Source organism: Lysobacter rhizosphaerae (assembly GCF_054779795.1).
This window is the reverse complement of record NZ_BAAGXO010000009.1, coordinates 78,436-104,320: the sequence shown is the minus strand read 5'-3', so window position 1 is coordinate 104,320 and position 25,885 is coordinate 78,436. Positions and strand designations below refer to the sequence as shown.

Here is a 25,885-nt window from a genome sequence, read left to right as displayed (position 1 = left end):
GGTTGCCACGCGCTTCACATCCGTCGGCGTCAGCGCCACTCGCCGCTCGCCGGGCGCGGTTTCCCTGACTACGCCAACCATTGTTGGCGCGGTCGTCTCTGTAATGGCCACGCTGTTCATTTCCATGCTCCGAAGCGACCGCATTGACCGCTTTCTGTGGGGCGAGGAATGTATGCGTCTCTTTCCGCGCCGCGAAGGTATGCGGTACGGAAGTCAGCCTTCCGGCGCGCGATGTGGTCGGGGCGCATATCACCCACGCTGCCGACGAATGGCACGCGCTGCCACCGCTGAGCAACCATCGTTCTCATCCGATGGCCTCGACGATACGGACATCACGTGTGGCCGCGCCTACCAGATGATGCAGCGTTGCCTGATAGTCCTGGCTCTCATAAGCCGAGATGGCCGCCTGCAGGCTATCGAACTCGACCACCACGATGCGCGACGCCAATCCCTGCTCGTAGGTTCGCGCCGGCTCGCCGCCCACGACGACCCTGCCGCCGTGCGAAACGATGGCCTCGGTAGCAGGCGCGACATAGCGCTCGACTGCCACCGGATCCGAGATGACGCCCCACGCAATGACCCAATAACCTTTGTTCACGGGAACCTCCTGTGCGGTGTGCTGACCGCTTGATGGATTGCGAAACGTCGGGCCGATCCGGCCCGACATTGGCGGATGTCAGTGGCCAGCGCTGGAGCCGCCGTCGACATGGAGGATCTCGCCCGTCACGAAGCCAGCAGACTCGAGATACAGCACGGCCTGGACGACGTCGTCGACTTCGCCGATGCGACGCACCGGAGCCAGGCCGGCGAGCGCGGCGTGCTTCTCGGGTGCATGCATCGGCGTTTTGATGATGCCGGGTGAGACGGCGTTCGCGCGGATGCCGCGCTTGGCGTACTCGATGGCCAGCGACTTCGTGGCGGCGTTGAGCCCGCCCTTGGTCAGCGACGTCAGCACCGACGGCACGCCGTCGACGGGATGGTCGACCAGACTGGTCGTGATGTTCACGACGTGGCCGCTGCCCTGCTTCTCCATCTCGGCTACGGCAGCCTGGGTGACATTGAAGAAACCGGTCAGATTGACGCCGATCTGGGCCGCGTAGTCTTCGGCGGTGAAGGCGGTGAACGGCTTGAGCATGAAGATGCCGGCGTTATTCACCAGGGTGTCGATGCGACCGAACTTGGCCACGCCCTCGCGGACGATGCGCTCGGCCACGGCGCGGTCGGCGATGTCGCCGGCAACTGTCAGGATGTCGGGATCGTTGGACGGCTTGATCGAACGCGAGTTGGCGATGACGCGGTAGCCGCGATCGCGGAACGCCTTGACAAGGCCGGCGCCGATACCCTGGGATGCGCCGGTGACGATGGCGACCTTGTTTGCATTGCTCATGATGTTTGACTCGAAGATTGTGGTGGGGGAAAGCCGGTAGGGCGCCGATAGGGTCGGCGCTTGCGGCAGCCACTAATCTAGGAGCGCAACAGTGGTTTGCGAATCCACGCACTTCGGCAGACATTCTTCCACCCAGCGATGCAATCGAGGGGATTGCTGGGGGCGTCTACGTACTCGGTATTGCCGCGGGGATGATGCGCCACGGAATGCAGAGCACGCGGAGCGGAAGCAGGCCGAAGCCGTTGCTCCGGCTGGTTCCGGGCTGACGATCAGGCCTGGCCCCAGCGATGGCGCCATGGGCATCCGGGTGGAGGTCTGACCGGTCACGAAGCCAGGGAATCCAGGTACGGCACGACGATGCCCTAACGATGTCGTAACGAACTGTATGTTCCCTAGCCTGGTTCGCCGATCTGGCAAACAGCCTTTCTGAAATGAGGATTCCACCCAAGGTGCGCAAGTCTGGTGCGAGGCAGCGACCTAGTTCCAGCGGGGTGGCAGAGCCTGAGCGGATGAACGTCAGCATGCGGGCACTGGTGTGACCGTCGGCTTGTCGCCGTTAGCGGACATGCCGCTGATCAGCAGCGGTCAGATGATCAGCCCGGGTCGGTCTGAGCGATCAGCTCATCGGTGAGCGCATCTTTTCCTGAAATCGAACGAAGGCGAAGGCTTGCGCTCGCGCGGATAAGTCGGTCGGTGGCCGATTCGCGCCCTGACTTCGCCTGTCTCAGCATCGACCTCCGTGATAAGCACTCCGGTAATCGGAGTGCTGCCGTCGATTTGCTCCCATTCAAGCGGCTCTCCCGACGGCTGAAGTCCTGTAGTGACTCGTTGCACCGCGGTCGGAGACAAGCGTATGCCGTACTCCTTGAGCGCCCTCTCCACAACCTGCGCGCGCGCCGCCCTTACGGTTTTCCCGTTCTGTCTCGCTTCCGTGAATAGGTGAAGCACAATCGCTGCGCGCAGCACCGGATCTCCGGGTCGATCCTTCGTGGGACGCCCCCGCTTCTTCTGCGCAACCTCACCGCCAGGCGCGGTTCGCCCCAGCAGGGACGCATAGCCTTTCGCCATCGGGTCGGTGCCGCTTCCACGATCAGAGGCGGTACGGGACGATGACTTCTTCGTAGCCGGCTTCATGGTGGTCATGCGTTGCCCCCTTCGGAAGTAGCGATCTCTACATTTTGTTTACCCAGCTTCGCCACCGCATCGGCCAGCTTGCCCGGCGCTAGGTGTGCATAACGTAGGGTCATCTTGATGTCCGCGTGTCCGAGTAGCTCGCGGACGGTGTTTAGGTCGACGCCTGCCATGACCAGTTTCGATGCGAAGTCGTGGCGCAGGTCGTGAAAGTTGAAATCGGACAGCTTCGCCACCGTAGCGACGCCATCCCATGCCTTGTTGATGTTGTCGAACTTCGCACCGCTTGGGGATGGGAATACCAGCGCGTTGCCGGTGACGTGCTTCTTTTCTTTCTTCGACTGTTCGCGCCAGTGAGTCAGCACGTCCAGCGCCTCGGCATTCAGCGGCAGGTGTCGGGTCTTGCCAGACTTCGCGTTACCAGCTTCCACGGTCAGCAGGCAAGCTTGCAGGTTCACGCTGCGCCATTCCAGCCCGAACAATTCGCCACGGCGCAGGCCGGTATTCAACGCCACCAGCACCATCGGCGTGACGTGATCGGTAAAGCCATCCTCCGGCCACATCCTTCGGCCTTCGCCATAGCCGCGTTCGGCGCACCAGTTGTTGCCACTTTCACGCCGGTCGCGGCGCGATTGCTCACGATCGGCCAGCGCCTTGCGCAACCGCTTTTCCCCGGCCTCACTCAGGTAGCGCACGCGGGCATTGTCGACTTTCAGCCGCTTGACCTTCCTCAAGGGATGATCGGTTAGGAAGTCCCATTCGACGGCGCAGGAATACACCTTGCGGATGCGGTCAAGGTCGCGATTGATCGTCGCCGGCTTGATGTTGTCCTTCTTCCGGGCCGTCTTGAATCGCTCGATATCGAAGGCCACGATGCTGCGAAGCTCGCGCTCGTACAGGTCGCCGAAACAGGCTTCCAGCGCGTCCACGGTCGCTCGCCCTTGCTTCTGGTTAGCTAGCGCCCACGGGGCGAAGTGCTCCCTGATGAAGTCGCCCAGCGTGATGGGCTTGGCGGCGGCGGGCTTGTTAGCCTCAATCACGGCTACGGGCGCGCCGTGGGTATCGGTTTCGGTCAGCTTCGCCCGCGCCTTCGCCCGCGCCGATTCCAGCGTGACGCCGGGCCACTTGCCCAACGCCAGTTCCCGGTTGCGGGCCCAAAGGATCGACCAAGATTTAACCCCGGACGGTAGGACACGCAAAGACAGGCCGGGCACTTTCGCGTCGTGAAGTCGGTATGCGGTATCCCGTGATTTCGCCGCTTCCACGTCTTTTGCGGTCAGGTTGTCGCGCTGCCTTTTGCTCATCGCCTTCCCCATGCCAGCAATGTGCCAGCAAATGGAAGGGTAACGCAAAACAACGCGATGAATCACGTCTTTATAAATCAATCATATATCGCGCATGTGGCTGATCTTCCGCCCCACAAAATCCCGTTCGGGACGTAGAAGTCGCAGGTTCAAATCCTGTCTCCCCGACCAATAAATCCCAGAGATTTCGAACAGCCCAGCCTCGCGCTGGGCTTTTTCGTTCTGCAGTTCTGCAAAAGCGGCAAGCCCCCCTGTACTCGTCTCGGTTGTAGAGACGACGGGGCATAGTCCCGCCAACCCTGACCGCGAACTTGCCTTTAGCGAACTGGATAGGGGCGTTTTGCTTTCAGCGATAGCGCCCCTTGCCCGTCTTGGCCGCGCACCCGTTCAGTCACATCCCTGTAGTGCCTCCGGTGCACCTTCGTTACCTCCATGCCCTGCGAGGCAGCGATGCACCAACTTCCGTACTCCGGCAAGGAATATGCAGAGCAATTCGGCCTGGTTTGCCGCAGGGTGTTCCGGGGCGAGAACTGGGAAGAGTGCAGGTCCAGCGTGAGAAAGAGCTGGGATGCTCTCGCCGGTATCCACGAGAGCTGGAAGGCTCAGGCGATGACCTGGGAGGAGGCACAGCCCTTCATCCATAAGGCCTGGAGTCCCAGTTGAAGCTTGCCGTCTCTCACGGCAACGTCGCGGCGACCTTGAACGCACTTTCGCGGCGATGGCCGTTCCAGTGCCGGTTTCGCCGTATACCGAGGTGATGCCGGTCCGCGCCGTTCGGGGCGCGCTTTGCCGCCGCTGGGCCTGCAAACGCTGATGGCCGCGGTTTCCCGGGCCAACGCAGCCGGATGACATGGGAGAGGCGGTCATGCTGAAGCGCGCGGCGATCTGGGCCTTGGCGATGTGGGCCGGCCTGCTGGCCCCCGCGGCATCGGCCGCCGACCAGACCAGCTGCGGCGCACGCGCCCCGGATGATCATCGGCCACGCATCGGACTTGCACTGGGCGGCGGCGGCGCACGCGGCATCGCCCACGTCAGCGTGCTGAAGGAAATCGAGCGCGCGGGCATCAAGGTCGACTGCATCGCAGGCACGAGCATGGGCTCGCTGGTCGGGGCCATGTACGCCTCCGGCATGACGCCCGCCGAGATCGAGAAGATGATTCTCTCGCTCGATTGGGACCGGTTGTTCGACGACTCGCTCGAGCGCCAGAAGCGGAGCTACCGCCGCAAGGAAGAAGACCGCCAGGCGTTGACGCCGATCGGCGTCGGCTTCACGCGGGGAAAACTGCGGGTTGCGACCGGCGTGCTTGCCGGCCAGCGCATCCTGCTGCTGTTCGAGCGCGAAACCCTGCCGGTCAGCGCCATCAGCGACTTCGACCAGCTTCCGATTCCCTTTCGCGCCGTTGCCACCGACCTCAATACCGGTGAACCCGTCGTCATCGACCACGGCAATCTCGGCATGGCGATGCGTGCCAGCATGTCGTTGCCTGGCATCTTCGATCCGACCGAAATGAACGGCAAAGTGCTGCTCGACGGTGGCTTGTCCAACCAGGTTCCGATCGACGTCGTGCGCGCGATGGGCGCGGACGTGGTGATTGCGGTCGATGTCGGCACGCCGTTGGAAACGCTCGGCCGTGACGCCAGCCTGGTCGAAGTCCTGGGGCAGATGACCGGAATGATGACCGTGGGCAATACCCGCGCGGCAGTGCGCACCCTGGGCGAGCAGGACCTGCTGATCGTGCCGGCGCTTGGCAAGGAAGTCGGCACCGGCGACTTCGACAAAGGCAAGGAGGCCCTCAAGATCGGCGAAACCGCGGCCTTGGCTGCGCGTGGACGGATCGAGGCGATCGCCGCCGCCAACGCGAGGCCCGCGGGCCAACCGGCGCCGCCTGTCGCCGTGCGGTCGCTGGAGCCGCCGATCATCGAGTTCTATCGGCTCGACAACCAGACCCAATACAGCGATGCGTACTTCGCGGTCCGGATCAACGTGCCGCTGGGTAAACCGCTCGACGTCCAGGCCATGGAAGAACAGGTCCAGGAGGTCTACGGCATCGAGAATTTCTCGCTCGTCAACTACGAGGTGGTCGAGGAGAACGGGCGCACCGGTGTCCTTGTGCATGTCCTGCCAAACCCCACCGGGCCGAACTACCTGCTGGGAGGACTGCAGGCCAGTGACGACTTCCAGGGCGGCTTCGACGCCAACCTGCGCGTGGGAGTGAGAATTGCCCCACTTTCCCCCTATGGTGCCGAGGCCCGCGTCCTCCTCCAGCTCGGCAGCGAACCAGGCCTGGCGGGCGAGTACTACCATCCGTTCGATCCCGCCAACCACAACGTGTTCTGGACGCGCGGGACCATCGACAAGCGCAACGTTCCGCTCTACGACTCCGATGGCAACAACCTGGCCGACTACGGCGTCTATCTGGGAGCGATCGAGGGAGGCTGGGTCCGCCAGTTCGGCGAATACGGTGCCTTGGCAATCGGACTACGACGCGGCAAGGGGCATGCCGAACTGCAAACCGGCGATCCGATCGCCCTGCCCAATTTCGACGTGGATGTCGGCGAAGCCCTCGCGACCCTGACCCTGGACCGCCTCGACAATCTGTACTTCCCGCGCGATGGCTATATCGCCCAACTGGGCTACACGATGTCCAGGGAGTCGCTGGGTGCGGACGCCCAGTTCGACCAGGTGGATTTCGATGCGTTGCTCGCGAAAAGTTTCGGAAAACACACCGTGCAAGGGGGCCTTCGCTACCACAGCACGATCGATGGCACGGCCCCTGTGCAGAGCCTCTATCGCCTGGGCGGTTACACCAAGCTGGCGGGCTTCCGGCGCAACGAACTGACCGGCCAGGACTATGTCGTGCTGGTCGGCGGTTATCTCTATCAACTCGGAAGCGTGCTGGGCCGCAGCGCGTTCCTGGGCGGCACGCTCGAATACGGCAACGCCTGGCAGGAGCGCGACGACATGGATCTCGGCGACGGCATCGTGAACGGCAGCGTCTACTTCGGCTTCGATTCCTGGCTGGGCCCGCTGCTCTTCGGCTTCGGCCTGCGCGAGGGCGGCGAAGGCAACATGTTCCTGGAGATCAGCCAGCAGTTCTAGTCGCCCAGTGCCGCGAGCCGCTCGCGCAGCACGTGCAGGCGCGGGTCTGCAGCCGCGCCCGGGGAGACGCGCGCCGCAAGACTGCGCTGCGGATCGCCCTGCCCCCACAGCGCCGGATCGGCGGCCTGCTTGTAGGCGTCGCGGAACGGGACGCCCTGGCGCGCCAGGTCGACCGCAAGATCGGTGGCATACATCGACGGATCGAGCGATGCGCGCATCGCATCGGGTTTCCATTCGAGGTTGCGCAGCAGGTCGGGGAGCAGTTCCAGCGCGCCCAGGCCACGACCGAAGGCGTGGAAGATCGCGCCCTTGGAGAACTGCAGGTCGCGGTGATAACCGGATGGCAGCGACAACAGCTGCTCGATCTCGGTCCGCGCCGCCGCGGCAGCGGAATAACTGGCACGCATCAGTTCGATCACGTCCGGATTGCGCTTGTTCGGCATGATCGAACTGCCGGTGGTGTATTCGGCCGGCAATGCGACGAAACCGAATTCGGCGCTGGTGAACAGGCTCAGGTCCCAGGCGAGGCGGCGCAGGTCCAGCAGCGCCGAGGACAGCGCCTCGATCGCCGCCATCTCGAACTTGCCGCGCGAAAGCTGCGCGTACGCCGCCGAAACCTGCATGCGACCGAAGCCGAGCGCCTGGGTGGTGTGATCGCGTGCCAGTGGCAGGTTGACGCCATAGCCGGCCGCGCTGCCGAGCGGGTTGGCATCGACCCAAGCGAGCGTCTGCCGCGCACGCAGCGCGTCGTCGATGAATCCTTCCGCCCACGCTGCCCACCACATGCCGGCCGAGGACACGACCGCACGTTGCAGGTGCGTGTAACCCGGCAGTGGCAGTGTGCTCTCGGCTTCGGCGCGGGCCAGTGCAACCTCCGCCGATTCGCGGCACAGCGCGGCGACGCGTGCGAGCCGGTCCTTCAGCCACAGGCGCGTGGCGACAAGGATCTGGTCGTTGCGGCTGCGGCCGGTATGGATCCTGCGTCCGGCATCGCCGAGGCGTTCGATCAGGCGCGCCTCGATGGCGGAATGGCCGTCCTCAAAGCGCTCGTCGAGCACGAAGGCGCCGCTGCGGAAGTCGTCGGCGAGCACCGCCAGTTCGCGCGTGAGCCCTTCGAGCTCCTGCGCATCGAGGATGCCGATCTGCTGCAGGCCCTCGGCATGCGCGCGGCTGGCCTCGATGTCGAACAGGAAGAATTCGCGATCGAGGATCACGTCCTCGCCGGCGAGGAACGCCTGGATGCGGGCATCGACCTTGACGCCGGGTTTTTGCCAGAGCAGATCGGACATGGGACTTCCTTAAAGTGCTTCCTTAAAGCGGGATCCCGGCGGTTTCTTCGAGGTCGAACGCCAGGTTGAGGTTCTGCAGCGCCTGCGTGGCAGCGCCCTTGAGCAGGTTGTCTTCGGTCGAGACGACCACGAGGCGGCGGCCGTCGTCGGCGATCGCGAAACCGCCGATATCGACGTGGTGCGCGTTCGCGATGGCACTGACCCACGGGGCCTCGTCGGCGACCCGCACCAGCGGCTCGCGCGCGTAGCGCTCGCGATAGCGTGCGACCGCTTCCTCACGCGCGACCGCGCGGGCCAGGTGGAGGTTGGCGGTGATGGTCAATCCGCGGAAATGCGGGGCGACGTGCGGCATGAATTCCACCGCATGGCCGAGCTGGCGTGTCACTTCGCGCTCGTGCACATGACCGGTGAGCGCGTAGGGCATCAGGTTGTCGCGCAGCTTGTCCGGATCGTTCTTGTCGGAGGGCGTGGTGCCGGCGCCGGAATAGCCCGACACCCCGAAGCATTGCACCGCGCCTTCGAGCACGTCGCGCATCGGCGCGATCGCCAGTTGCATCGCCGTGGCATAGCAGCCCGGATTGCTGATGCGGCGCTGGCCTCGATAGTTGCCGCGCGTCAATTCGGGCAGGCCGTAATACCAGCCGTCGTCGAAGCGGTAGTCCGCGGACAGGTCGATCACCAGTGTCTGCGGCGCGATCGCATCCACGGCCGCAACGAAGGGTGCCGCCTTGCCGTTGGGCAAGGCCAGCACCAGTGCATCGACACCCTGCCCTGCCGCGGCTTCAGGGCCGTAGGCAACGTAGGCCAGGTCGCCGGCGTAGCCGGATTCGTGGTCTTGCAACCGCTCGCCCTCGCGCTCGCGCGAGGAAACGAATGCCAGTTCAAAGTGCGGATGCGCGGCGACCAGGCGGATCAGCTCGGAGCCGACGTAGCCGCGGGCCCCGACTATCCCGATGCGTTTCCGTGCGGATGTTTCAGTCATGGCGCGCCAGCTTCCCTTGCAGGTTGACCTTCACCGCCGGCCATTCGTTGGCGAGGATGGAGAACACCACCGTGTCGCGCAGCGTGCCGTCGCGATGACGCATGTGGTTGCGCAGCACGCCGTCCTGCCTGGCGCCCAGGCGCGCGATGGCCGTGCGCGACGCCAGGTTGAACCAGCTGGTCTCGAAACCGACGGCCGCGCACTGCATGGCTTCGAACGCATGCGCCAGCAGCAGGAGCTTCGCCTCGGTGTTGAGCCCGGTCCTTTGAACGCGCGTCGCGTACCAGGTGTAGCCGATTGCGAGGCGCGGCACGTTGCGGTCCAGCTGGTAATAGCGCGTCGTTCCGACGACCGCACCCGCGGCATCGAGCACGGCGAAGACCAGCGCCTCGCCCCTGGCCTGGGCGGCGAGCGCCGTATCGACGTAGTCCTCGATGGCCTCCGGACGCGGCACGCTCGTGTACCAGAGCTCCCACAGGCGGCCCTCGCCCAGGGCGTCGCGCAATCCCTCCGCGTGTTCGCGTTGCAAGGGCTCCAGTGACACATGCGTGCCACGCAGCGTGGGCGGCTGCTGCCAGGGGTCGAGGGAATGCTCTGCGTTCACGTCAGTCCTTCAAGGTAGCCGGGCGCGTGCGGCAATGCTCGACGCAGTGCGCGATCTCGTCAAAGTTCTGCAGGCCGTACCAGAACACCTTCCACTTCGGTTCCTTGATGCAGCCATCGCTTTCGGAGAAATAGAACGTATTGACCGGATTGCCCCGGCGCGAGCGCCAGAACAGGCGCGGGTTCTCGTCGCGCATGACCTGCCACACGGCACGGCCGAGGCCCTCACCCTGCGCCTCGTCGAGCACGGCGAACTTGTCCAGGTAAGTGAACCCACCCTCATCCGTGAGGATCACCGCCGCACGGTAGTTTTCGCTGACGTAGGCGCGATGCAGCTTCGTGCGCTCGAAGTAATCCGGCAGCAGCATGCGGCCGAAGGCGGATTCGATCAGGCTGCGCAGGCGCGCGAGGTCGAGCTGGCCCCAGCGCTCGACACTGAGCACGCGTTCGCCGCGGCGCACCAGCGTGCCGGAACCGCGATGGGTGAACAGTTCCTTCGCCAGTTCCGCCGGCCGGGTGATCGACACCGACGACGACAGCGGCAGCACGTCCAGCAGGTCCTTGATCTGCTCGATCTTGACCTTCATGCCACCGTGAATCCAGGGCTGGGCTACCAGGTGCTCGTACTCGGTGGACAGGTTGATCGAATCGATCACCTTGCCGTCCTCGTCCAGCAGGCCGCCGGTGCCGGTGAGGAACACGATCTTGTACGGCTGCAGCGTCTTGATCAGCTCGTTGGCGGCCCAGTCCGCATTGACGTTGACGATCTGGCCGTCGGCGGTCTCGGCCAGGGACGCGATCACGGGGATCGATTCGACCTTGATTGCCGCCTGGATGCCGTCGGTGTCGACGCGCGTGACCTTGCCAACCAGCTCGTAGACGTTGCGGTCGAGGAATTCGGCTTCGAACACACCCGACTGAATCGACGTCGCGCGCACGCCCTGCGCCTGCAGCGCCTCGACCAGCTTGAGGTTTTCCTCGCGCATCACCCGGCGCACGACCGACAGCACCGGGCCATCGGTCACGCGCAGGTTGTTGACCGTGCGCTTCTCGATGCCCGCGCGCTTCATTTCCTCGTCGAGCTGCGGACCGGCGCCGTGCACGACGATGGGCGTCAAGCCCACTTGCTGCAGGAACGCGAGCGACGACACCAGCGCGTCGATGTCGTCGCGCAGCACCGCGCCGCCGACCTTCACCACCGCGAAGCGGGATGCGTCGACCTGCGAGAAACGCTTGAGGTATTGCTGGATCTCCTTCGCGCTGGCCATGTTGGACAGCAGGCGGACGATCGTGTTGCGCATATCGGTCATTGTCGGTTGGAGCTCGGCGTTCATTGCGCCAACAGGCGCTGGTAGGTGGAAGCAGCGGTGGAAAGCTGGTCGAGCGCGACCCATTCGTCGGCGGTGTGGGCCTGGGCGATGTCGCCGGGGCCATAGACCATCGCGGTGAGCCCCGCCGCGGAGAAAAGCGAAGCCTCGGTCCAGAAATCCACGGCATTGCCGATGGGCAGTTCGAGCGCATCGGCGAGGTCGCGTGCCTCGAGGCGACGCTGCTCCGCACCGGCGATGTTGCCGCTGGGCAGCGAGGGACCATGGAAGGTTTCCTGGTAGGACTCGAGCGCCGCCGAACCGGGCAGCGAGCGGAAATGCTCGTGCAACGCATCCATCGGCATCGAAGGCAGCGGCCGGAAGCCGAAGCGCACCTCGGCACTGGGCGCGATCATGTTCGCCTTGATCCCGCCTTCCACTCGGCCGATGTTGAAGCGCAGGCCAGTGAGGCCGCCAAAGCGCTGGTGCGATTGGGACTCGACGAACTCCAGCGCGGCACTGCCCCAGCGCATGGCGTTGTGCAGCGCGCTGGCGTGGAGCGCGTCGGCGCCGGAGGCATGGCCGGCATGGCCGCGGAACTTCATCAGCACCGAACCGATGCCACGGTGCGCCAGCACGGCTTCGCACTTCGTCGGCTCCGCGACGATGGCTTCGCGGAAGCCATGGTCCCGGGCCAGGAACGCGGCGATGCAACGGGCGTCGTTGGCTTCCTCGTCGGTGCTGAAGAGGAACGCGGCGTCACCGCCCGTCCCCGCCGCGGCCGCGAGCAGCCCCGCCGCCGCGCCCTTGATGTCGCACGCGCCCAGCCCGATCGCGCGATCGCCGGTGAGGCGCAGCTTCAGCGGATTCGCCGACCATGCCTCCGACGACGGCACCGTATCCAGGTGAACGTTGAACAAGCGCGTCGGATTGCCGCGCACGGCAAGCATCGACACCGCGCCTGCGCCGTGGTCGGTCACTTCGACACGGAAGCCTTCGAGCTGCGAGCGCAGGTAATCGAAGATGCCGCCGGTGCCGATGTCGCGCGGCGGATTGCGGGTGTCGAAGGACACCAGCGCTTCCAGGTGCTTGAGGACTTGATCGAGCATGTGCGTTCTGTCGGATCAGTTGCGATTGACTTCGGCCCAGAGCGTGCTGCTCATGCCGAACAGCTTGATGAAGCCCTCGGCCTCGGCCACGCCCCAGTCCGCCGCCTGCGCGTAGGTCGCGCCCTTGGCGTTGAGGATGTGCTTCGACTCGATCGCGATCGCATTCACCGTGCCGCCCTGCGTCTCCAGTACGACGTCGCCGGTGACGGTGGACTGGCTCGAGGCCAGGAACGCTTCCAGGTCGGTCTTGAGCGGATCGTGGAAGAAGCCTTCGTAGACCAGCTCCACCCATTTGCGGGCCACTTCGGGCTTGAAGCGGTTCTGCTGCTTGCTCAGCACGGCTTCTTCAAGCGCGCGATGCGCGGTGAGCAGCGAGATCAGGCCCGGCGCTTCGAAGATGATGCGGCCCTTGAGGCCGATGGTCGTATCGCCGGTGTAGATGCCACGGCCGACGCCGTATGCCGCGAACAGCGTGTTGAGCCTGGCCAGCAGCGTGTGGCCTTCCATCTTCTCGCCATTGAGCGCGACTGCTTCGCCGTTGACGAAGCCGACCTTCACGCGCAACGACTCCGCCGGCCACTCCGCGCGCGGCTTGCACCAGCCTCGCGCGCCTTCGCCCGGCGCCTGCCAGCGATCGATCTCTCCGCCCGACATGGTCAGGCCGAGCAGGTTCTCGTTGATCGTGTAGGCCTTCTGCTTGGCGCGCACGCCAAAGCCGCGTTCTTCCAGGTATTTCTGTTCGTACGCGCGGACTTCGGTGTGTTCCTTCTGGATTTCGCGGATCGGCGCGACGATTTCATAGTCGCCCAGCGCCTTCACCGCCAGGTCGAAGCGCACCTGGTCGTTGCCCATGCCGGTGCAGCCGTGCGCGATGGCCTTCGTGCCCAACTCGGCGCAGCGCCTGAGCGCGGCGTCGACGATCAGGTAACGGTCCGAGACCAGCAGCGGGTACTGGCCCTGGTAGCCCTCGCCCGCCCAGACGAACGGCTTGACGAAGCCTTCCCAGATCGCCGGGCCGCCATCGACGGTGACGTGCGAAGCCACGCCGAGTTCGGCGGCACGCTGTTCGATGAAGGCGCGTTCCTCGGCGTCGACGCCGCCGGTGTCGGCGAACACGGTGTGCACGTTCCAGCCACGCTCCTGCAGGTAAGGAACGCAGAAGCTGGTGTCGAGGCCGCCGGAAAAGGCGAGGACGATGTCTTTGGTGCTCATTCGATGTCTCTCTGATTAACCCCCTCCCCCGCTTGCGGGGGAGGGTTGGGGTGGGGGGAGGATGCGGGCGCTGCTGCCCCCATCCCGACCTTCCCCCGCACGCGGGGGAAGGGGAAATCCTCAGCTGACCAATGCCGACATGATCGCCTTCTGCACATGCAGGCGATTCTCGGCTTCGTTGATCGCGATGCATCGAGGCGAATCCATCACCGCATCGGTGGCCTTGACGTTGCGGCGCAGCGGCAGGCAATGGCTGAAGACGCCGTCGTTGGTCATGGCCATCTTGGCTTCGTCGACGATGAAGTGCTTGTACTGGTCGCGGATCGGCTTTTCCGGCGCCCAGTTGCCGAAGTACGGCAGCGCACCCCAGCTCTTGGCGTAAACCACGTCGGCGCCCCGGTAGGCGCTTTCGATGTCATGGCTGACGATCAGCGAACCGCCGCTCTCGGCGACGTTCTGCTCCGCCCAGCCCATGTAGCGTTCATCCAGGATGTAGTCCGGCGTCGGGCACAGCAGCGTGACGTCCATGCCCATGCGCGTGGCGATGGTCAGCGCCGAGTTCGCCACCGCGGTGTTGAGCGGCTTGGGGTGGTAGGTCCAGGTCAACACGTACTTCCTGCCGCGCAGGTTGGTGGTGCCGAAGTGCTCCTGCAACGCGAGGATGTGCGCCAGCTCCTGGCACGGGTGGGTGATCGTTTCCATGTTGATCACCGGCACCGGCGAATATTTCGCGAAGCCGTTGAGCACGCGGTCCTGGCGATCCAGCGTCCAGTCGACGAACTTCGGGAAGGCGCGCACGCCAATCAGGTCGACGTAGCGCCCCAGCACCTGAGCGACTTCGGCGATGTGCTCCTCGGTCTCGCCATCCATCACCGTGCCCAGGTCGAATTCGATCGGCCATGCGTCCTTGCCCGGCTGCAGCACGATGGCGTGGCCGCCGAGCTGGAACGCGCCCAGCTCGAAGCTGGTCCGCGTGCGCAGCGAGGAATTGAAGAAGACCAGGGCGATCGACTTGCCCTTGAGTTCGTCGCCGAACTTGCTGCGCTTGAAGATCGCGGCTTGGGTCAGCAGGGCGTCGAGGTCCGGGCGGGACCAGTCCTGGGTGTTGAGGAAGTGTCGGTTTGCAGCAGGTCGGTTTGCAGCAGGCTTCATCGCGGTCTCCAAGAAACGAATCGGAAGATGTCGCTGGGCCGGAAAAGCAGAAAAGCCCAGCGCACAGGCTGGGCTTTTCGAGTGTCATGCCATCGTTGGAACGAAGGCGTGTACGCCGTTACCCAGCCAGAAGTGGCGGCAACGGTCGGCGCGCGCGCGAGGTCATGCCCGCCGCCATCCAGGCGGAGGTCATCACATCGGCGTCGGCGCGAAGGGGCTTCATGAGGGCGCGAATGCTCGCACGTGGGGCCCGCGGGCGCAACCGGCGGGACGCGATTGGCCGTGATTGGCCGGAATGGGTCAAGGCGTGGCGGCGCCGGGCACGGCCGGGGTGATGGCGATGCGGATGCGCAGGCGGTTGCCCGGGTCCTCGGGCAGGCGCGAGCGGAACTTGGCGCCCTTGTAGACGTAATCGACGTCGTAGGCGATGGGGCGGCGGAACTCGCGCTCCACGGACACCGACTTGCAGTTGGTCGCCTTGTCGTCCTCGCGGCGCAGGGCGTCCTTGATCGCCACGACGGCACGCGAGATGCGCGAATCCTTCTTCGCATCGGCCACGGGCTCGCAGCGCTGTTCGGTGCGGGAAGCCGTCAGGGTCTGGTAAACCGGGGTGACGCGAAGCACCTGCGCATAGTCGTAGCGCACGTTCTCCTGCTGGATGACCGTGTGCTGCGCAGCTACCGGGCCGGCCGCGAGGACCTCGCAGATCAGCAGGAGGGGCAGCAACAGACGAAGACGGATCATCGCACTCGGGTTCGCGGGGACCGGGGGATTGTAGGCGACAGACGCCCCAAGGCCCTGAATCCCGGCTTTAGGCAGCTAGAATTGTCCGCAATCCCCGCGACATCCCCCATGAGCCTGCACCTCTTCAACAGCCTGACGCGCCGCGTCGAACCCTTCGCGCCGCTCGACCCCGCCCGCGTGACCATGTACGTGTGCGGGCCGACGGTCTACAACTACGTGCACATCGGCAATGCGCGCGGGCCCGTGGTGTTTGGCGTACTGGCCGACGTGCTGCGCCGCCGCTATGGCGGGCTGGCCTATGCCCGCAACATCACCGACATCGACGACAAGATCAACAACGCCGCCGGCGAACAGGGCGTGCCGATCTCGGTCATCACCGACAAGTTCGCCGCCGCCTACCGCGAGGACATGGGCGCGCTGGGCGTGCGGCCGCCGGACCTGGAGCCCACGGCGACGGGCCATGTCGCCCAGATCATCGACATGATCGAGCGCCTGATCGACCACGGGCATGCCTATGCCGCGGAAGGCCATGTGCTGTTCGCCGTGGCCAGCTTCGAGGGCTACGGCAAGCTGTCGCGCCGCGATCCCGAGGAGATGCTCGCCGGTGCCCGCGTGGAAGTGGCGCCGTACAAGCGCGATCCGGGCGATTTCGTGCTGTGGAAGCCGTCGACCGGCGACCTGCCGGGTTGGGATTCCCCGTGGAGCTACGGGCGCCCCGGCTGGCACATCGAATGCTCGGCGATGGCCGAGGCGCACCTGGGCGACACCATCGACATCCACGCCGGTGGCGTCGATCTGCAGTTTCCCCACCATGAGAACGAAATCGCGCAGAGCGAATGCGCGCATGGCGGCAGGCCATTCGCGCGCTGGTGGCTGCACAACGGCATGCTGAATTTCGGCGGCGCCAAGATGGCGAAGTCGGTCGGCAACATCCAGCGCGTGCACGACCTGGTGCGCGAGCACCCGCCTGAGGCGCTGCGCTTCTCCCTGCTGTCGGCGCACTACCGGCAGCCGCTGGAGTGGTCGGATGGGCTGATCGAACAGAGCATCCGCACGCTGGACCGCCTGTACGGGACCTTGCGCGACCTGGCGGATGTCGAAGCCGACGCCCGGATTCCCGCCAGCGTGGAGGCCGCCCTGGACGACGACCTCAACACCCCGTCCGTGCTGGCTGAAATCGCCCGGATCGCCGGTGAAGCGCGCAAAGCTGAATCGGCAGGCGACCGGAAGAGCCTGAAATCCGAACTGCTGGGCGCGGGACTGGCATTGGGCCTGCTGCAGCAGGATCCCGCGGCATGGTTCGCGCGCGGGACTTCCGGCGACGACGATGCGCGCATCCAGGCGCTGATCGACGAGCGCAATGCCGCGAAGAAGTCGCGCGATTTCGCCCGCGCCGACGCCATCCGCGACCAGCTCGCCGGTGAAGGCATCGTGCTGGAAGACACCGCGCAGGGCGTGCGCTGGAAGCGTGGGTGACCCGAGCAGGCGCCTGGGGCTCGCCCCTGCGTAGTGATCGCGCAAAGAAGTCGCGCGATCACACGCGGTAAAATCGCCCCATGGATGCCTCCACCTTCCCCCTCGAATCCAGTGCCACCGAAGCACAGGGCGCGATCCGCGACGAATTCGCCTTCTTCGGCGACTGGTCGGAACGCTACCAGTACCTCATCGACCTTGGCCGCAAGCTGCCCGCCTTCCCGGACGCGTGGAAGACCGAGGAACACCGCCTGCTTGGTTGCCAGTCCATGGTCTGGATCGTGCCTTCGGGCAACGCAGAACGGCTCGATTTCCAGGCGATCAGCGACTCGGCCATCGTTTCGGGACTGGTCTACCTGGCGCTGCGCGTGTATTCCGGCCGCAGCGCGCAGGAGATCCTCGCCACCGAACCCGATTACATCGCCGACATCGGGCTTGCGAAGCACCTCTCGCCCACGCGCAGCAATGGCCTGGTCGCCCTGCTCGGCTTCATCCACGACCACGCGCGCAAGGCGCTGTGAGCGACACGACGGCGGCCGGACCGGCTGGCATCTCGGCGCTGCTGGGCAATCGCGGCTTCACGGGCCTGCTCGGCTATCGCCTGCTGGCGCTGCTGTCCTACCAGATCGTCGCCGTCACCGTCGGCTGGCACGTCTACGAAATCACGCATGATGCCTTCGCCCTGGGCCTGATCGGCCTGGCCGAAGTGATCCCCTACTTCTGCTTCGCCCTGTTCGCCGGCTATGCGGTGGACCACCTGCCGCGCCGCAAGCTGGGCATGGCGGCGTGCACCGGCCTGCTGGCCACCACGCTGGCCCTGGCTGGCATTGCCAGCGGCGTGCTGCCCGCCGGCATCGGGCGCTTCGGAACGCTCGCCATCTATGCGGCGATCGCCGTCAACGGCGTGGTGCGTGCCTTCCTGGCGCCGGTGTACATGTCGCTGTTCGCACGCGTGCTCAAGCGCGAGCAGTTTCCGCGCGGCGCGGGCATCAGCAGCGTGGTCATGCAGACGGGGCTGGTGCTCGGCCCGGCGGTGGGCGGCCTCCTGGTGGCCTGGGGCGGCAAGACCACGGCCTATCTGGTGGCGGCGGCCTTCGCTGCCGCCGCCGCGATAGCCGTCGCCACCCTACGCGTCTCCGAGCCCCCGCTGCCCGCCGAGCGCGCGCCGGTGTTCAAGAGCATCGGCGAGGGCCTGCGCTTCGTCTTCAACACGCAGGTGGTGCTGGGAGCGCAGGCGCTGGACATGTTCTCGGTGTTGTTCGGCGGCGCGGTGGCGCTGCTGCCGGCCTTCATCAACGAGATCCTGCACCTGGGACCGGAAGCCCTGGGGCTGTTGCGCGCCTCGCCCGCGGCCGGCGCGGTGCTGATGGGTCTCTACCTGGCCCGACATCCACTGCAACGACACGCAGGCCGGGTGCTCCTGCTCGCAGTGGCTGGTTTCGGGCTGTGCATCATCGGATTCGCACTGTCGCGGCACCTGTGGCTTGCGGCGTTGATGCTGATGCTGTCCGGGATGTGCGACGGCGTTTCCGTGGTCCTGCGTTCGACCATCCTGCAGTTGGCGACGCCCGACCATATGCGCGGTCGGGTGTCGTCGATCAACGGCATCTTCATCGGATCCTCCAACGAACTGGGGGCGTTCGAATCCGGCGTGGCCGCACGACTGCTGGGCCTGGTGCCCTCCATCGTTTTCGGCGGCTGCATGACGCTGCTCGTGGTTGCGGCGACATCCAGGCTGGCGCCCAGGCTGCGGCGCCTCGATCTGCGCGAATTGCATTAGCGCATCCGCCATGCCGCGCAAACGAAAAAGCCCCGCAAGAAGCGGGGCTTTTGTTTTGCATGCGGAAGCCAGGGAAACTAATCGCCCATCTGCTTCTGCATATGCTCCCAACGCTCCTGCGCATCGATGGTACGCTCGGCGGTGAGGCGGGCTTCCAGGCGCTCCAGGCCGATTTCCTCGCCGGTGTCGACGCAGAAACCGTAATCGCCCGAATCCACGCGCTTGAGCGTGCTGTCGATCTTGCTGATCAGCTTGCGGTAGCGGTCGCGCGTGCGCAATTCCAGCGAGTTCTCGGTTTCGCGGGTGGCGCGTTCGGCTTCGTCGCCGACGTCGCGCACTTCATCCTTGAGATTCTCGATGGTCTGCTTGGATTCCTCGACCAGGTCCCCGCGCCACTTGAGCAGGCGTTGGCGGAAGTACTCGAGTTGCAGCGGGCTCATGTATTCCTCGTCCGCCGAAGGCACATAGCCCTTGGGGACGACCGGGCGGCCAGTGGCCTCATCAGTCTTGTATTCCACGATCTTGACCTTGCCGCGCGGAGCCGGGGCCTTGTCCTTGTTGGCGGCGACGGCAACGGCAACCTTGCCAGCCGGGCGCTGCGGCGGTGCGGGGCGCGCCGGGATTTCCGGCGAGCGGGTGGATGCGGATTTCACGGTATCGGTGGCCTTGGCCGCGGGCTTGGCAGGAGCGGCCGGCTTCGCGGGAGCGGCTGCCACGGGGACCGGGGCGGTCTTGGTCGCCGGACGCGGTGCCGGCTTCTTCACCACCGTGGCGGGCTTGGCGGCGGCAGGTGCCGGCGCAGCCTTGGCGGGGGTGGGCTTGGTGTTCTTGACGGGGGCGGCCTTGACTGGAGCGGTCTTGACCGGAGCGGGCTTGGCCGTGGTCTTGGCCGGTGCCTTGCTGGTCTTGGCCGGCATAGCCTTCTTCGCAGTGGGCGCGGCCTTCTTGGCGGCGACCTTGGCGACCGGCTTCTTGGCCGGGGCTGCCTTCTTCGCCACGACCTTCTTCGCGGCAGGCTTGCTCGTGGGCTTCTTGGCGGGAGCGGCCTTCTTCGCCGCGGGCTTCGCGACAGGCTTTTTCGCCGCGGACTTCTTCGGGGCGGCCTTGGCAGCCGGCTTCTTGGTGGCCTTGGCGGCCTTCTTCGCGGGTTTCTTTGCTGCCACGAGCGGCGTGTCCTCTGTTCCTTCGAATGAAACGCTCGAACATCCTGCAAGGTTGCCTAAACACCCATTGCACTTGGTCCGGACGGCCAGAGTTGGGGGCCAGGCTGGAAAAAGCAATCGCCTTTCGTCAGCCCCTACAGCATGCCCCTGTATCTGGAAAGCGCGCTGTTATACCCTGCCCCGGCTACCGCGGCAACCGCGCACCACCGCGGTTTTCTGCACTTGAAGAATTACGAAACCGGCGCAAACCAATGCTTCCGGTGCATTGCCGCCAGTAACTGCCTGTTGGCATGAAGGAATCGTGATAGATCGCCTCCTTATCCTGATGCTGCGAGGCTACAAACGCTGGCTCAGCCCCTTGCTGGGACCCGCCTGCCGCTTCCATCCCACCTGCTCGGTTTACGCGATGGAAGCCATTTCGCGCTTCGGCGCGATCAAGGGCAGCTGGCTTGCTGTGCGCCGAGTGGCGCGCTGCCATCCCCTGCACCCTGGCGGCCTGGATCCGGTGCCGCCGGCCAAACCATCACCTGACAGGAACGCCGAATGTCATCGACACTGATCGTCAACGCCCGCCTGGTCAACGAGGGACGCGAATTCGACGGCGACCTGCGCATCGAGGGCGGTCGAATCGCCGAAATCGGCACAGGCCTGCGCGTACGCGGCAACGAAACCGTGGTGGATGCCAACGGCCGCCGCCTCCTGCCGGGGATGATCGACGACCAGGTCCACTTCCGCGAACCGGGACTCGAATACAAGGCCGACATCGCCACGGAATCCGCAGCGGCCGTGGCCGGCGGCCTGACCACCTTCATGGACATGCCCAACACGTCGCCGCCGACGCTCGATTCGGCAGCGCTGGAGGACAAGTACCGTCGCGCACATGGACGGGCCTGGGGCAACTACGGTTTCTACATGGGCGCCAGCAACGACAACCTCGAGGCGATCCGGCGCCTGGATCCACGCAAGGCGCCGGGCATCAAGGTGTTCATGGGCGCCTCGACCGGCAACATGCTGGTCGACAACCCGCAGGTGCTCGACGCAATCTTCCGCGAAGCACCGACGCCGATCATCACGCATTGTGAAGACACCCCGATGATCGAAGCCGAACTGGCCCGCTACAAGGCCAAGTACGGCGACGACATCCCGGTGGCCTGCCATCCGGACATCCGTTCCCGCGAGGCCTGCAAGAAGTCGACCGAGCTCGCCATTTCGCTCGCGCGCAGGCACGGCACCCGACTGCACGTGCTGCATATCAGTACCGCCGACGAACTCGCGTTGTTCGACGCCGGCCCGATCGAAGGCAAGCGCATCACCGCGGAAACCTGCATCCATTTCTTGCGCTTCGATCGCTCGGACTACGAGCGTCTTGGCAACCTCATCAAGTGCAACCCGGCGATCAAGGACGCCTCGGACCGCGAGGCGCTGGTCGCGGCGCTGGCCAGCGACGTGATCGACGTGCTTGCTACCGACCACGCCCCGCATACGCTAGAAGAGAAAAAGAAGCCCTACCTGCAGGCGCCATCCGGACTGCCGCTGGTGCAATACGCGCTGCTTGCCGCGCTGGAACTGGTGCACGAAGGCAAGCTCACCACTGCGCAGGTCGTGCAGAAGTTCGCGCACGCGCCCGCGCAGCTGTTCAATGTGAAGAATCGCGGCTTCCTGCGCGAGGGCTATGCCGCCGACCTGGTGCTGGTCGACGACACGCCGATGACCGTGCAAACCGACGACATATTGTCCAAATGTGGCTGGTCGCCGTTCGATGGCATGACCTTCCATTCACGCATCGCCTCGACCTGGGTGAATGGCGTACTGGCCTGGGATGGCCGTCAGTTGCTCGGCGATGCGATGGGGCAGCGGCTGGAGTTCGATCGTTGAGGAGATTCGCGTCGGCGGCGCTCCTCGCGTCGCTGGCCGCGTGCGCAAACGGCGCGAACGTGAAGGCGCCTCCGCGAGATCCCGAACCGGCGCCGCCCGCCGCTTCGGACCAGCGCGTGGTGTTTCCGGCCACCGCCTCGCAGGGAGCCTTGGTATTTGGCAAGGTACCGGCGGGCAGCACCGTGCTGTTCGCCGGACGCACGCTGCATCCGACGCCTTACGGCACGGTGGTGTTCGGCGTCGGTCGCGATGCCACCGGCCCGCTTCGGGTCGATGTGAGACGCAGCGACGGCAGCAGTGAAACCGCGACGATCTCCGTGGCGCCCCGCGACTGGCCCATCGAACGCATCGATGGAGTTCCCCCGGACACGGTGAATCCACCACCCGAAATCGCGGCACGCATCGAAAGCGAACAGGCGCTCGTGTCGGCGGCGCGCGTCCGCGACGACGATCGTGCGGACTTCGCGCAGCCCTTCATCTGGCCGGTACAGGGTCGCGTCAGCGGTCGCTTCGGCAACCAGCGCATCTACAACGGTACGCCGAAGCCTCCGCATTCGGGCATGGACATCGCCGCCACGCAGGGCACGCCGGTACTGGCGCCCGCGGCGGGGATCATCACCTTCGCGAATCCGGGTCTCTATCTCACCGGGGGAACTGTCCTGCTGGACCACGGCCACGGCGTGAGTTCGAACTTCCTGCACCTGTCGCGCATCGACGTGAAGGTGGGCGACCGCGTTGAGCAGGGCCAGGTGATCGGCGCCGTCGGCGCGACGGGGCGCGCTACGGGGCCGCATTTGCACTGGGGGATGAATTGGTTTGATGTGCGGATTGATCCGCTGTTGGTGCTTGAACGCAAGAAGTGAGTTTTGCTGGCGTAGTTCGCCGGCAGCGCACGCTGCGGCGCGTTCATCATCACGGCAACTGCATTTCCACCTGGCGCGGCATCACGCGCGGCGGCGCGTTCCTCATCGCGGCAACTGCGTTTCTATCTAGGCGCCGCCGGAAACGCGGGCCACCGCGTCGTGTGCGTGCAGGCTCTCGAAATGCGACACCTGCGCGTCATAGCGCTCGACGCGCGGATCCGCCGACAGCGCGGCCGCGACGCGACGCGCGGCATCCTCGCAGAACATCAGGTTCTCGGCATTGAGACGGGCGAAGGCCTGTTCGTCCTCGCGCTTGACCGCGGTCTGCACCGGGGTACCGAGGGCGGCCTCGATCGCATCGACCAGCGAGGTCAGCGGCAATTCGTCGAAGGCGTGGCGCAACTCAACGTGCACATCGGCCCGGCTGCGCTGCGCGTGCGGCGTGGCCGCGAGGCCACGTTCGGATGCGAGCCATTCGTGGACCGCGGAGGACAGCGGCCGCGCATCGGCAAAGTCTTCGGCGAAGCGCTCGGCATTGAGCTGGCGCGACAGTGCGGCGGAAGCCGGACAGGTGCTGGAATATTCGACCGAAAACCGCAGGCCCAAGCGCAGGTGGCCATCGATCAGCGATGCGTCGATCTCGACCGGATAGCGCTTCCAGCCCGAATGCTCGCTGGCCAGCGCGGGACGCAGCATGAGGTGCTCGTATCGCAGGACCAGGCGCGCCCGCGTGGACAGTCCACCCTGGGTGTCCACCAGCGTCTGCAGCACGCGGCGCAGACCGGCCGGGGTGACGGTTTCGCTGGCGAAGGCATGCTGCAGCTCGAGGTACAGCCGCGACATGTGGATGCCGCGTGCACTCGCGTCACGCAGGTCGACGGAAACATCGACGGAAGCCGGCACCGTGATCGTCTCACCCGCCGACGCCACGCGCAGCGGCAGCGCGATGTTCGACATGCCGACCCAGTCCAGCGGACGCGCCAGGGCCGCGGCGTCGAAGGCCACGTCGGGAAGGCGTCGGGAGGGGTCAGGAAGCGAAGTCACGGGGCTGGATGTGGGGTCTGAGGCGGGGATCGCAATGTGCGGCATTCTACCGGGCCTGCGCCCCCTGGCCTTCATGCTGGCGGAACGGACCGGTCCAGCGACCGCCCATTGAAACCTGGTGGCACGGACGCTGGTTCAGCAGACTGGTTCAGCACGCTGATCCAGCACACTGATTCAATCGCGCGCGGCGCGCCATGAAGCCCAAAGGGCCTGCAGGGCCGGCACGGGTTGCACGGCTTCACCGCGACGCAATCTTGCACGCGCCAGGCCCGCCAGCAGGCGGCGGGGCCTCGTCGCGCCATGCGTGGGGATGCGCACGGCAAGCTGGCGGGTCCATTCCGCGATCGCGCCGCCCTCCCCGGCCATGGCCAGCACCTGCAGCGGCGCGGCTTCGCCCGGGTGATGCGCGAGGCGCAGCTGCAGGAGATTTGCAGCGATGACATCGCGTGCTGCCGAACCTGCACCGAACAATCCCTGCTCGATCACGGCCACGGCTTCCACCACGGTGCCAAGTTGCGCAAACGCGTCTTCGGCATCCACGGGCCGCTCACGACTGCCGCGCAACGACGGCAGCGATGCCGCCAGTTGCATCCAGGGGGCGGGCGACTTCTGCAGCACCTGTCCCAGCGGGTGGCGGCGGATACCGCGCGACCAGCCCTGCAGCTCTTCGACCCACCAGCCGAGCTTCGCTTCGCCGGGTCGTGGATCGCTGCCACCCCAGGCGGCATCGGTGAGTTCCTGCAACAGGGCCATCCATGCAAGCACGGGTTCGCGCTGTTCGCGTGGCACGAAGACTTCCGCGACCGACCACTCCGGCCAGCGCGCGCGCCACTTGCCGATGAAACTGTCGAGGGCTTCCTGGTCGCTCATGCCGTGACTAAGCGCCCACGCCCGGCCAGGCAGCGGCCTCGCACAACTCACCCGGTTCGTGGATCAGGACGTCGCCCTGCCAGGCAAACGGGTCGTCTTCATGCAGGCGGTAGCCCCACAGCGCCACAACCGACGGCATGCCCGCGGCGCGCGCGGCGACGATGTCGCGTTCGTCGTCGCCGACGTATGCGCATGCCTCGGCCGGGATCCCGATCACCTGCGCCGCGTGCAACAACGGCAAGGGATCGGGCTTGCGTACCGGCAGCGTGTCGCCACCGATCAGCACGGCGCAACGCGTCTGCCAGCCGAGCAGCGGCATCAGTTTTTTCGCGAGGTATTCGGGTTTGTTGGTGACGATGCCCCAGGTGGAACCGTTCGCTTCGAGCGCGGCCAACATGGCTTCGATACCTTCGAAAGGTTTGCCATGCAGGCCAAGCTCGAGTTCGTAGAGATCGAGGAACTCCTGCACCCAGCGCTCACGTTCACTCGCTTCGACGTCGGGAAACCCTGCGCGGAGCATCGCCCGGGCGCCTTTCGAGACAACCGGACGCAGATCGTCCAGCACCATCGCACCGCGCCCACGATCGCTGCGCATGCGGTTTATCACCGCGATGAAATCCGGCGCGCTGTCGACCAGGGTGCCGTCGAGGTCGAAGAGGACGGCTTTGGGGAAGCGGGATGGCTGCATGCAAGTACGCTGGGGAGTGATTTCTATCAGCCGCGCGCGGCGCAAGCCGCGCAGTGGCTTGGGTTAATCGAGGGCGGGCTTGCGCGCACACGCCAGGTAATTGACATCGGTGCGCGAGACCACGCGTGCCGAATTGCGCCAGGGCTCGTACATCAGGCCGCTGACATCCTCGAGCTGCAGCCCGGCGGCGCGCAGCCACGCGGCGAGTTCGGACGGCTTGATGAAGTCACGGTACTGGTGCGTGCCCTTGGGCAGCACGCGTGCGATGTACTCGGCGCCCACGATCGCCAGCGCGAACGCGGCTGGAGTGCGGTTGAGCGTGGACAGGAACAGGCGGCCATCTGGCTTCAGCATCGTCGCGCAGGCCTGGACGATCGCGGCCGGATCGGGAACGTGCTCCAGCATCTCCATGCAGGTGATCGCGTCGAACTTCCCGGGCATTTCCCCAGCCAGCGCTTCGGCGGATTGCAGGCGATAGTCGACATCGATGCCGCTTTCCAGGCGATGGAGCCTGGCGACCTTGATCAACTCGGGGGCGAGATCAAGCGCCGTCACCTGCGCGCCATTGCGTGCGAGCGCTTCGCTGAGCAGGCCCGCTCCACAACCCACGTCGAGTACGGCGGCGCCCTGCAACTTCACGCGATCGGCCACGTAACCCAGGCGTGCCGGGTTGAGCGCGTGCAACGCCTTCTGCGGGCCTTCCGGGTCCCACCAGCGCTGCGCCAGCGCACCGAACTTGTCGAGTTCGGCCTGGCTGAAGTTGTCGTTGGATGTAGTCGTGTTCATCCCAGGATTCTCTCAGGCCGTCA

Annotated in this window: 23 protein-coding genes; 7 read left to right on the top strand and 16 right to left on the bottom strand. The window is 65.6% G+C overall.

Annotation, left to right across the window (positions count from 1 at the left end):
* Positions 1-304: 304 nt before the first annotated feature.
* The 3 genes from ACYVGE_RS13580 to ACYVGE_RS13570 form a co-directional block, all read right to left on the bottom strand.
* Positions 305-598 (bottom strand): DUF1330 domain-containing protein, encoded by a 294-nt coding sequence (locus tag ACYVGE_RS13580; protein WP_460730665.1) that lies wholly within the window; start codon positions 596-598, stop codon positions 305-307.
* Positions 599-676: 78 nt separating this feature from the next.
* Entirely contained in the window at positions 677-1,387 is a 711-nt protein-coding gene (locus tag ACYVGE_RS13575; RefSeq protein ID WP_460730664.1) for an SDR family NAD(P)-dependent oxidoreductase, read from the bottom strand.
* Between the two features lie 1,139 nt (positions 1,388-2,526).
* Complete coding sequence (locus tag ACYVGE_RS13570; protein WP_460730663.1) at positions 2,527-3,903, bottom strand: tyrosine-type recombinase/integrase; 1,377 nt, start codon at positions 3,901-3,903, stop codon at positions 2,527-2,529.
* 784 nt (positions 3,904-4,687) lie between these two features.
* Here ACYVGE_RS13570 and ACYVGE_RS13565 point away from each other — a divergent pair.
* Entirely contained in the window at positions 4,688-6,922 is a 2,235-nt protein-coding gene (locus ACYVGE_RS13565; protein WP_460730662.1) for a patatin-like phospholipase family protein, read from the top strand.
* Here ACYVGE_RS13565 and argH read toward each other — a convergent pair.
* The 8 genes from argH to ACYVGE_RS13525 all read right to left on the bottom strand — a co-directional run bounded on the left by argH (position 6,919) and on the right by ACYVGE_RS13525 (position 15,317).
* Positions 6,919-8,211, bottom strand: a complete 1,293-nt coding sequence (gene argH, locus ACYVGE_RS13560) for an argininosuccinate lyase (protein WP_460730661.1) — start codon at positions 8,209-8,211, stop codon at positions 6,919-6,921. The genes ACYVGE_RS13565 and argH overlap by 4 nt on opposite strands.
* Positions 8,212-8,233: 22 nt before the next feature.
* Complete coding sequence (argC, locus tag ACYVGE_RS13555; RefSeq protein ID WP_460730660.1) at positions 8,234-9,193, bottom strand: N-acetyl-gamma-glutamyl-phosphate reductase; 960 nt, start codon at positions 9,191-9,193, stop codon at positions 8,234-8,236.
* Complete coding sequence (locus tag ACYVGE_RS13550; protein ID WP_460730659.1) at positions 9,186-9,797, bottom strand: GNAT family N-acetyltransferase; 612 nt, start codon at positions 9,795-9,797, stop codon at positions 9,186-9,188. The genes argC and ACYVGE_RS13550 overlap by 8 nt, the downstream gene beginning before the upstream one ends.
* 1 nt (position 9,798) lies before the next feature.
* Positions 9,799-11,130, bottom strand: coding sequence for an acetylglutamate kinase (locus tag ACYVGE_RS13545; RefSeq protein WP_460730658.1), 1,332 nt, complete (start codon positions 11,128-11,130; stop codon positions 9,799-9,801).
* A complete protein-coding gene (locus ACYVGE_RS13540; protein ID WP_460730657.1) occupies positions 11,127-12,212 on the bottom strand; it encodes an acetylornithine deacetylase in 1,086 nt (361 codons plus the stop codon). Before ACYVGE_RS13540 ends, ACYVGE_RS13545 begins: the two co-directional genes overlap by 4 nt.
* A 15-nt stretch (positions 12,213-12,227) precedes the next feature.
* Positions 12,228-13,424 (bottom strand): argininosuccinate synthase, encoded by a 1,197-nt coding sequence (locus ACYVGE_RS13535; protein ID WP_460730656.1) that lies wholly within the window; start codon positions 13,422-13,424, stop codon positions 12,228-12,230.
* Positions 13,425-13,544: 120 nt separating this feature from the next.
* Positions 13,545-14,576, bottom strand: a complete 1,032-nt coding sequence (locus tag ACYVGE_RS13530) for an N-acetylornithine carbamoyltransferase (RefSeq protein WP_460730655.1) — start codon at positions 14,574-14,576, stop codon at positions 13,545-13,547.
* 300 nt (positions 14,577-14,876) lie between these two features.
* Positions 14,877-15,317 carry a hypothetical protein gene (locus tag ACYVGE_RS13525; protein WP_460730669.1) on the bottom strand — a complete coding sequence of 147 codons (441 nt, stop codon included), beginning with the start codon at positions 15,315-15,317 and terminating at the stop codon, positions 14,877-14,879.
* Between the two features lie 111 nt (positions 15,318-15,428).
* Here ACYVGE_RS13525 and cysS point away from each other — a divergent pair, with 111 nt between their 5' ends.
* The 3 genes from cysS to ACYVGE_RS13510 all read left to right on the top strand — a co-directional run bounded on the left by cysS (position 15,429) and on the right by ACYVGE_RS13510 (position 18,573).
* Positions 15,429-16,796, top strand: a complete 1,368-nt coding sequence (gene cysS / locus ACYVGE_RS13520) for a cysteine--tRNA ligase (RefSeq protein ID WP_460730654.1) — start codon at positions 15,429-15,431, stop codon at positions 16,794-16,796.
* Positions 16,797-16,876: 80 nt separating this feature from the next.
* A complete protein-coding gene (locus ACYVGE_RS13515; RefSeq protein WP_460730653.1) occupies positions 16,877-17,314 on the top strand; it encodes a SufE family protein in 438 nt (145 codons plus the stop codon).
* Positions 17,311-18,573, top strand: coding sequence for an MFS transporter (locus ACYVGE_RS13510; RefSeq protein ID WP_460730652.1), 1,263 nt, complete (start codon positions 17,311-17,313; stop codon positions 18,571-18,573). The genes ACYVGE_RS13515 and ACYVGE_RS13510 overlap by 4 nt, the downstream gene beginning before the upstream one ends.
* Before the next feature lie 77 nt (positions 18,574-18,650).
* On the opposite strand, the gene dksA is transcribed toward ACYVGE_RS13510, so the two are convergent.
* Positions 18,651-19,736 carry an RNA polymerase-binding protein DksA gene (dksA, locus tag ACYVGE_RS13505; RefSeq protein ID WP_460730651.1) on the bottom strand — a complete coding sequence of 362 codons (1,086 nt, stop codon included), beginning with the start codon at positions 19,734-19,736 and terminating at the stop codon, positions 18,651-18,653.
* 325 nt (positions 19,737-20,061) lie between these two features.
* On the opposite strand from dksA, the gene yidD reads away from it, so the two are divergent.
* Genes yidD through ACYVGE_RS13490 form a run of 3 tightly spaced genes read left to right on the top strand, consistent with a single transcriptional unit; the run spans position 20,062 to position 22,474 of the window.
* Positions 20,062-20,295, top strand: a complete 234-nt coding sequence (gene yidD / locus ACYVGE_RS13500; RefSeq protein ID WP_460730668.1) for a membrane protein insertion efficiency factor YidD — start codon at positions 20,062-20,064, stop codon at positions 20,293-20,295.
* Entirely contained in the window at positions 20,280-21,611 is a 1,332-nt protein-coding gene (locus tag ACYVGE_RS13495; protein WP_460730650.1) for a dihydroorotase, read from the top strand. Before yidD ends, ACYVGE_RS13495 begins: the two co-directional genes overlap by 16 nt.
* Before the next feature lie 59 nt (positions 21,612-21,670).
* The gene (locus ACYVGE_RS13490; RefSeq protein WP_460730649.1) at positions 21,671-22,474 is read left to right on the top strand and encodes a M23 family metallopeptidase; all 804 of its coding nucleotides are present in this window, start codon (positions 21,671-21,673) and stop codon (positions 22,472-22,474) included.
* A 126-nt stretch (positions 22,475-22,600) separates the two neighbouring features.
* Here the strand turns inward: ACYVGE_RS13490 and folE2 are convergent, their stop codons facing one another.
* The 4 genes from folE2 to ubiG all read right to left on the bottom strand — a co-directional run bounded on the left by folE2 (position 22,601) and on the right by ubiG (position 25,862).
* Positions 22,601-23,518: a GTP cyclohydrolase FolE2 gene (gene folE2, locus ACYVGE_RS13485; RefSeq protein WP_460730648.1), complete on the bottom strand. Its 918-nt coding sequence runs from the start codon at positions 23,516-23,518 to the stop codon at positions 22,601-22,603.
* A 174-nt stretch (positions 23,519-23,692) separates the two neighbouring features.
* Positions 23,693-24,388 carry a phytoene/squalene synthase family protein gene (locus tag ACYVGE_RS13480; RefSeq protein ID WP_460730647.1) on the bottom strand — a complete coding sequence of 232 codons (696 nt, stop codon included), beginning with the start codon at positions 24,386-24,388 and terminating at the stop codon, positions 23,693-23,695.
* A gap of 7 nt (positions 24,389-24,395) precedes the next feature.
* Positions 24,396-25,076 carry a phosphoglycolate phosphatase gene (gene gph, locus ACYVGE_RS13475; RefSeq protein WP_460730646.1) on the bottom strand — a complete coding sequence of 227 codons (681 nt, stop codon included), beginning with the start codon at positions 25,074-25,076 and terminating at the stop codon, positions 24,396-24,398.
* Positions 25,077-25,139: 63 nt separating this feature from the next.
* Entirely contained in the window at positions 25,140-25,862 is a 723-nt protein-coding gene (ubiG, locus tag ACYVGE_RS13470) for a bifunctional 2-polyprenyl-6-hydroxyphenol methylase/3-demethylubiquinol 3-O-methyltransferase UbiG (protein WP_460730645.1), read from the bottom strand.
* Positions 25,863-25,885: the final 23 nt, after the last annotated feature.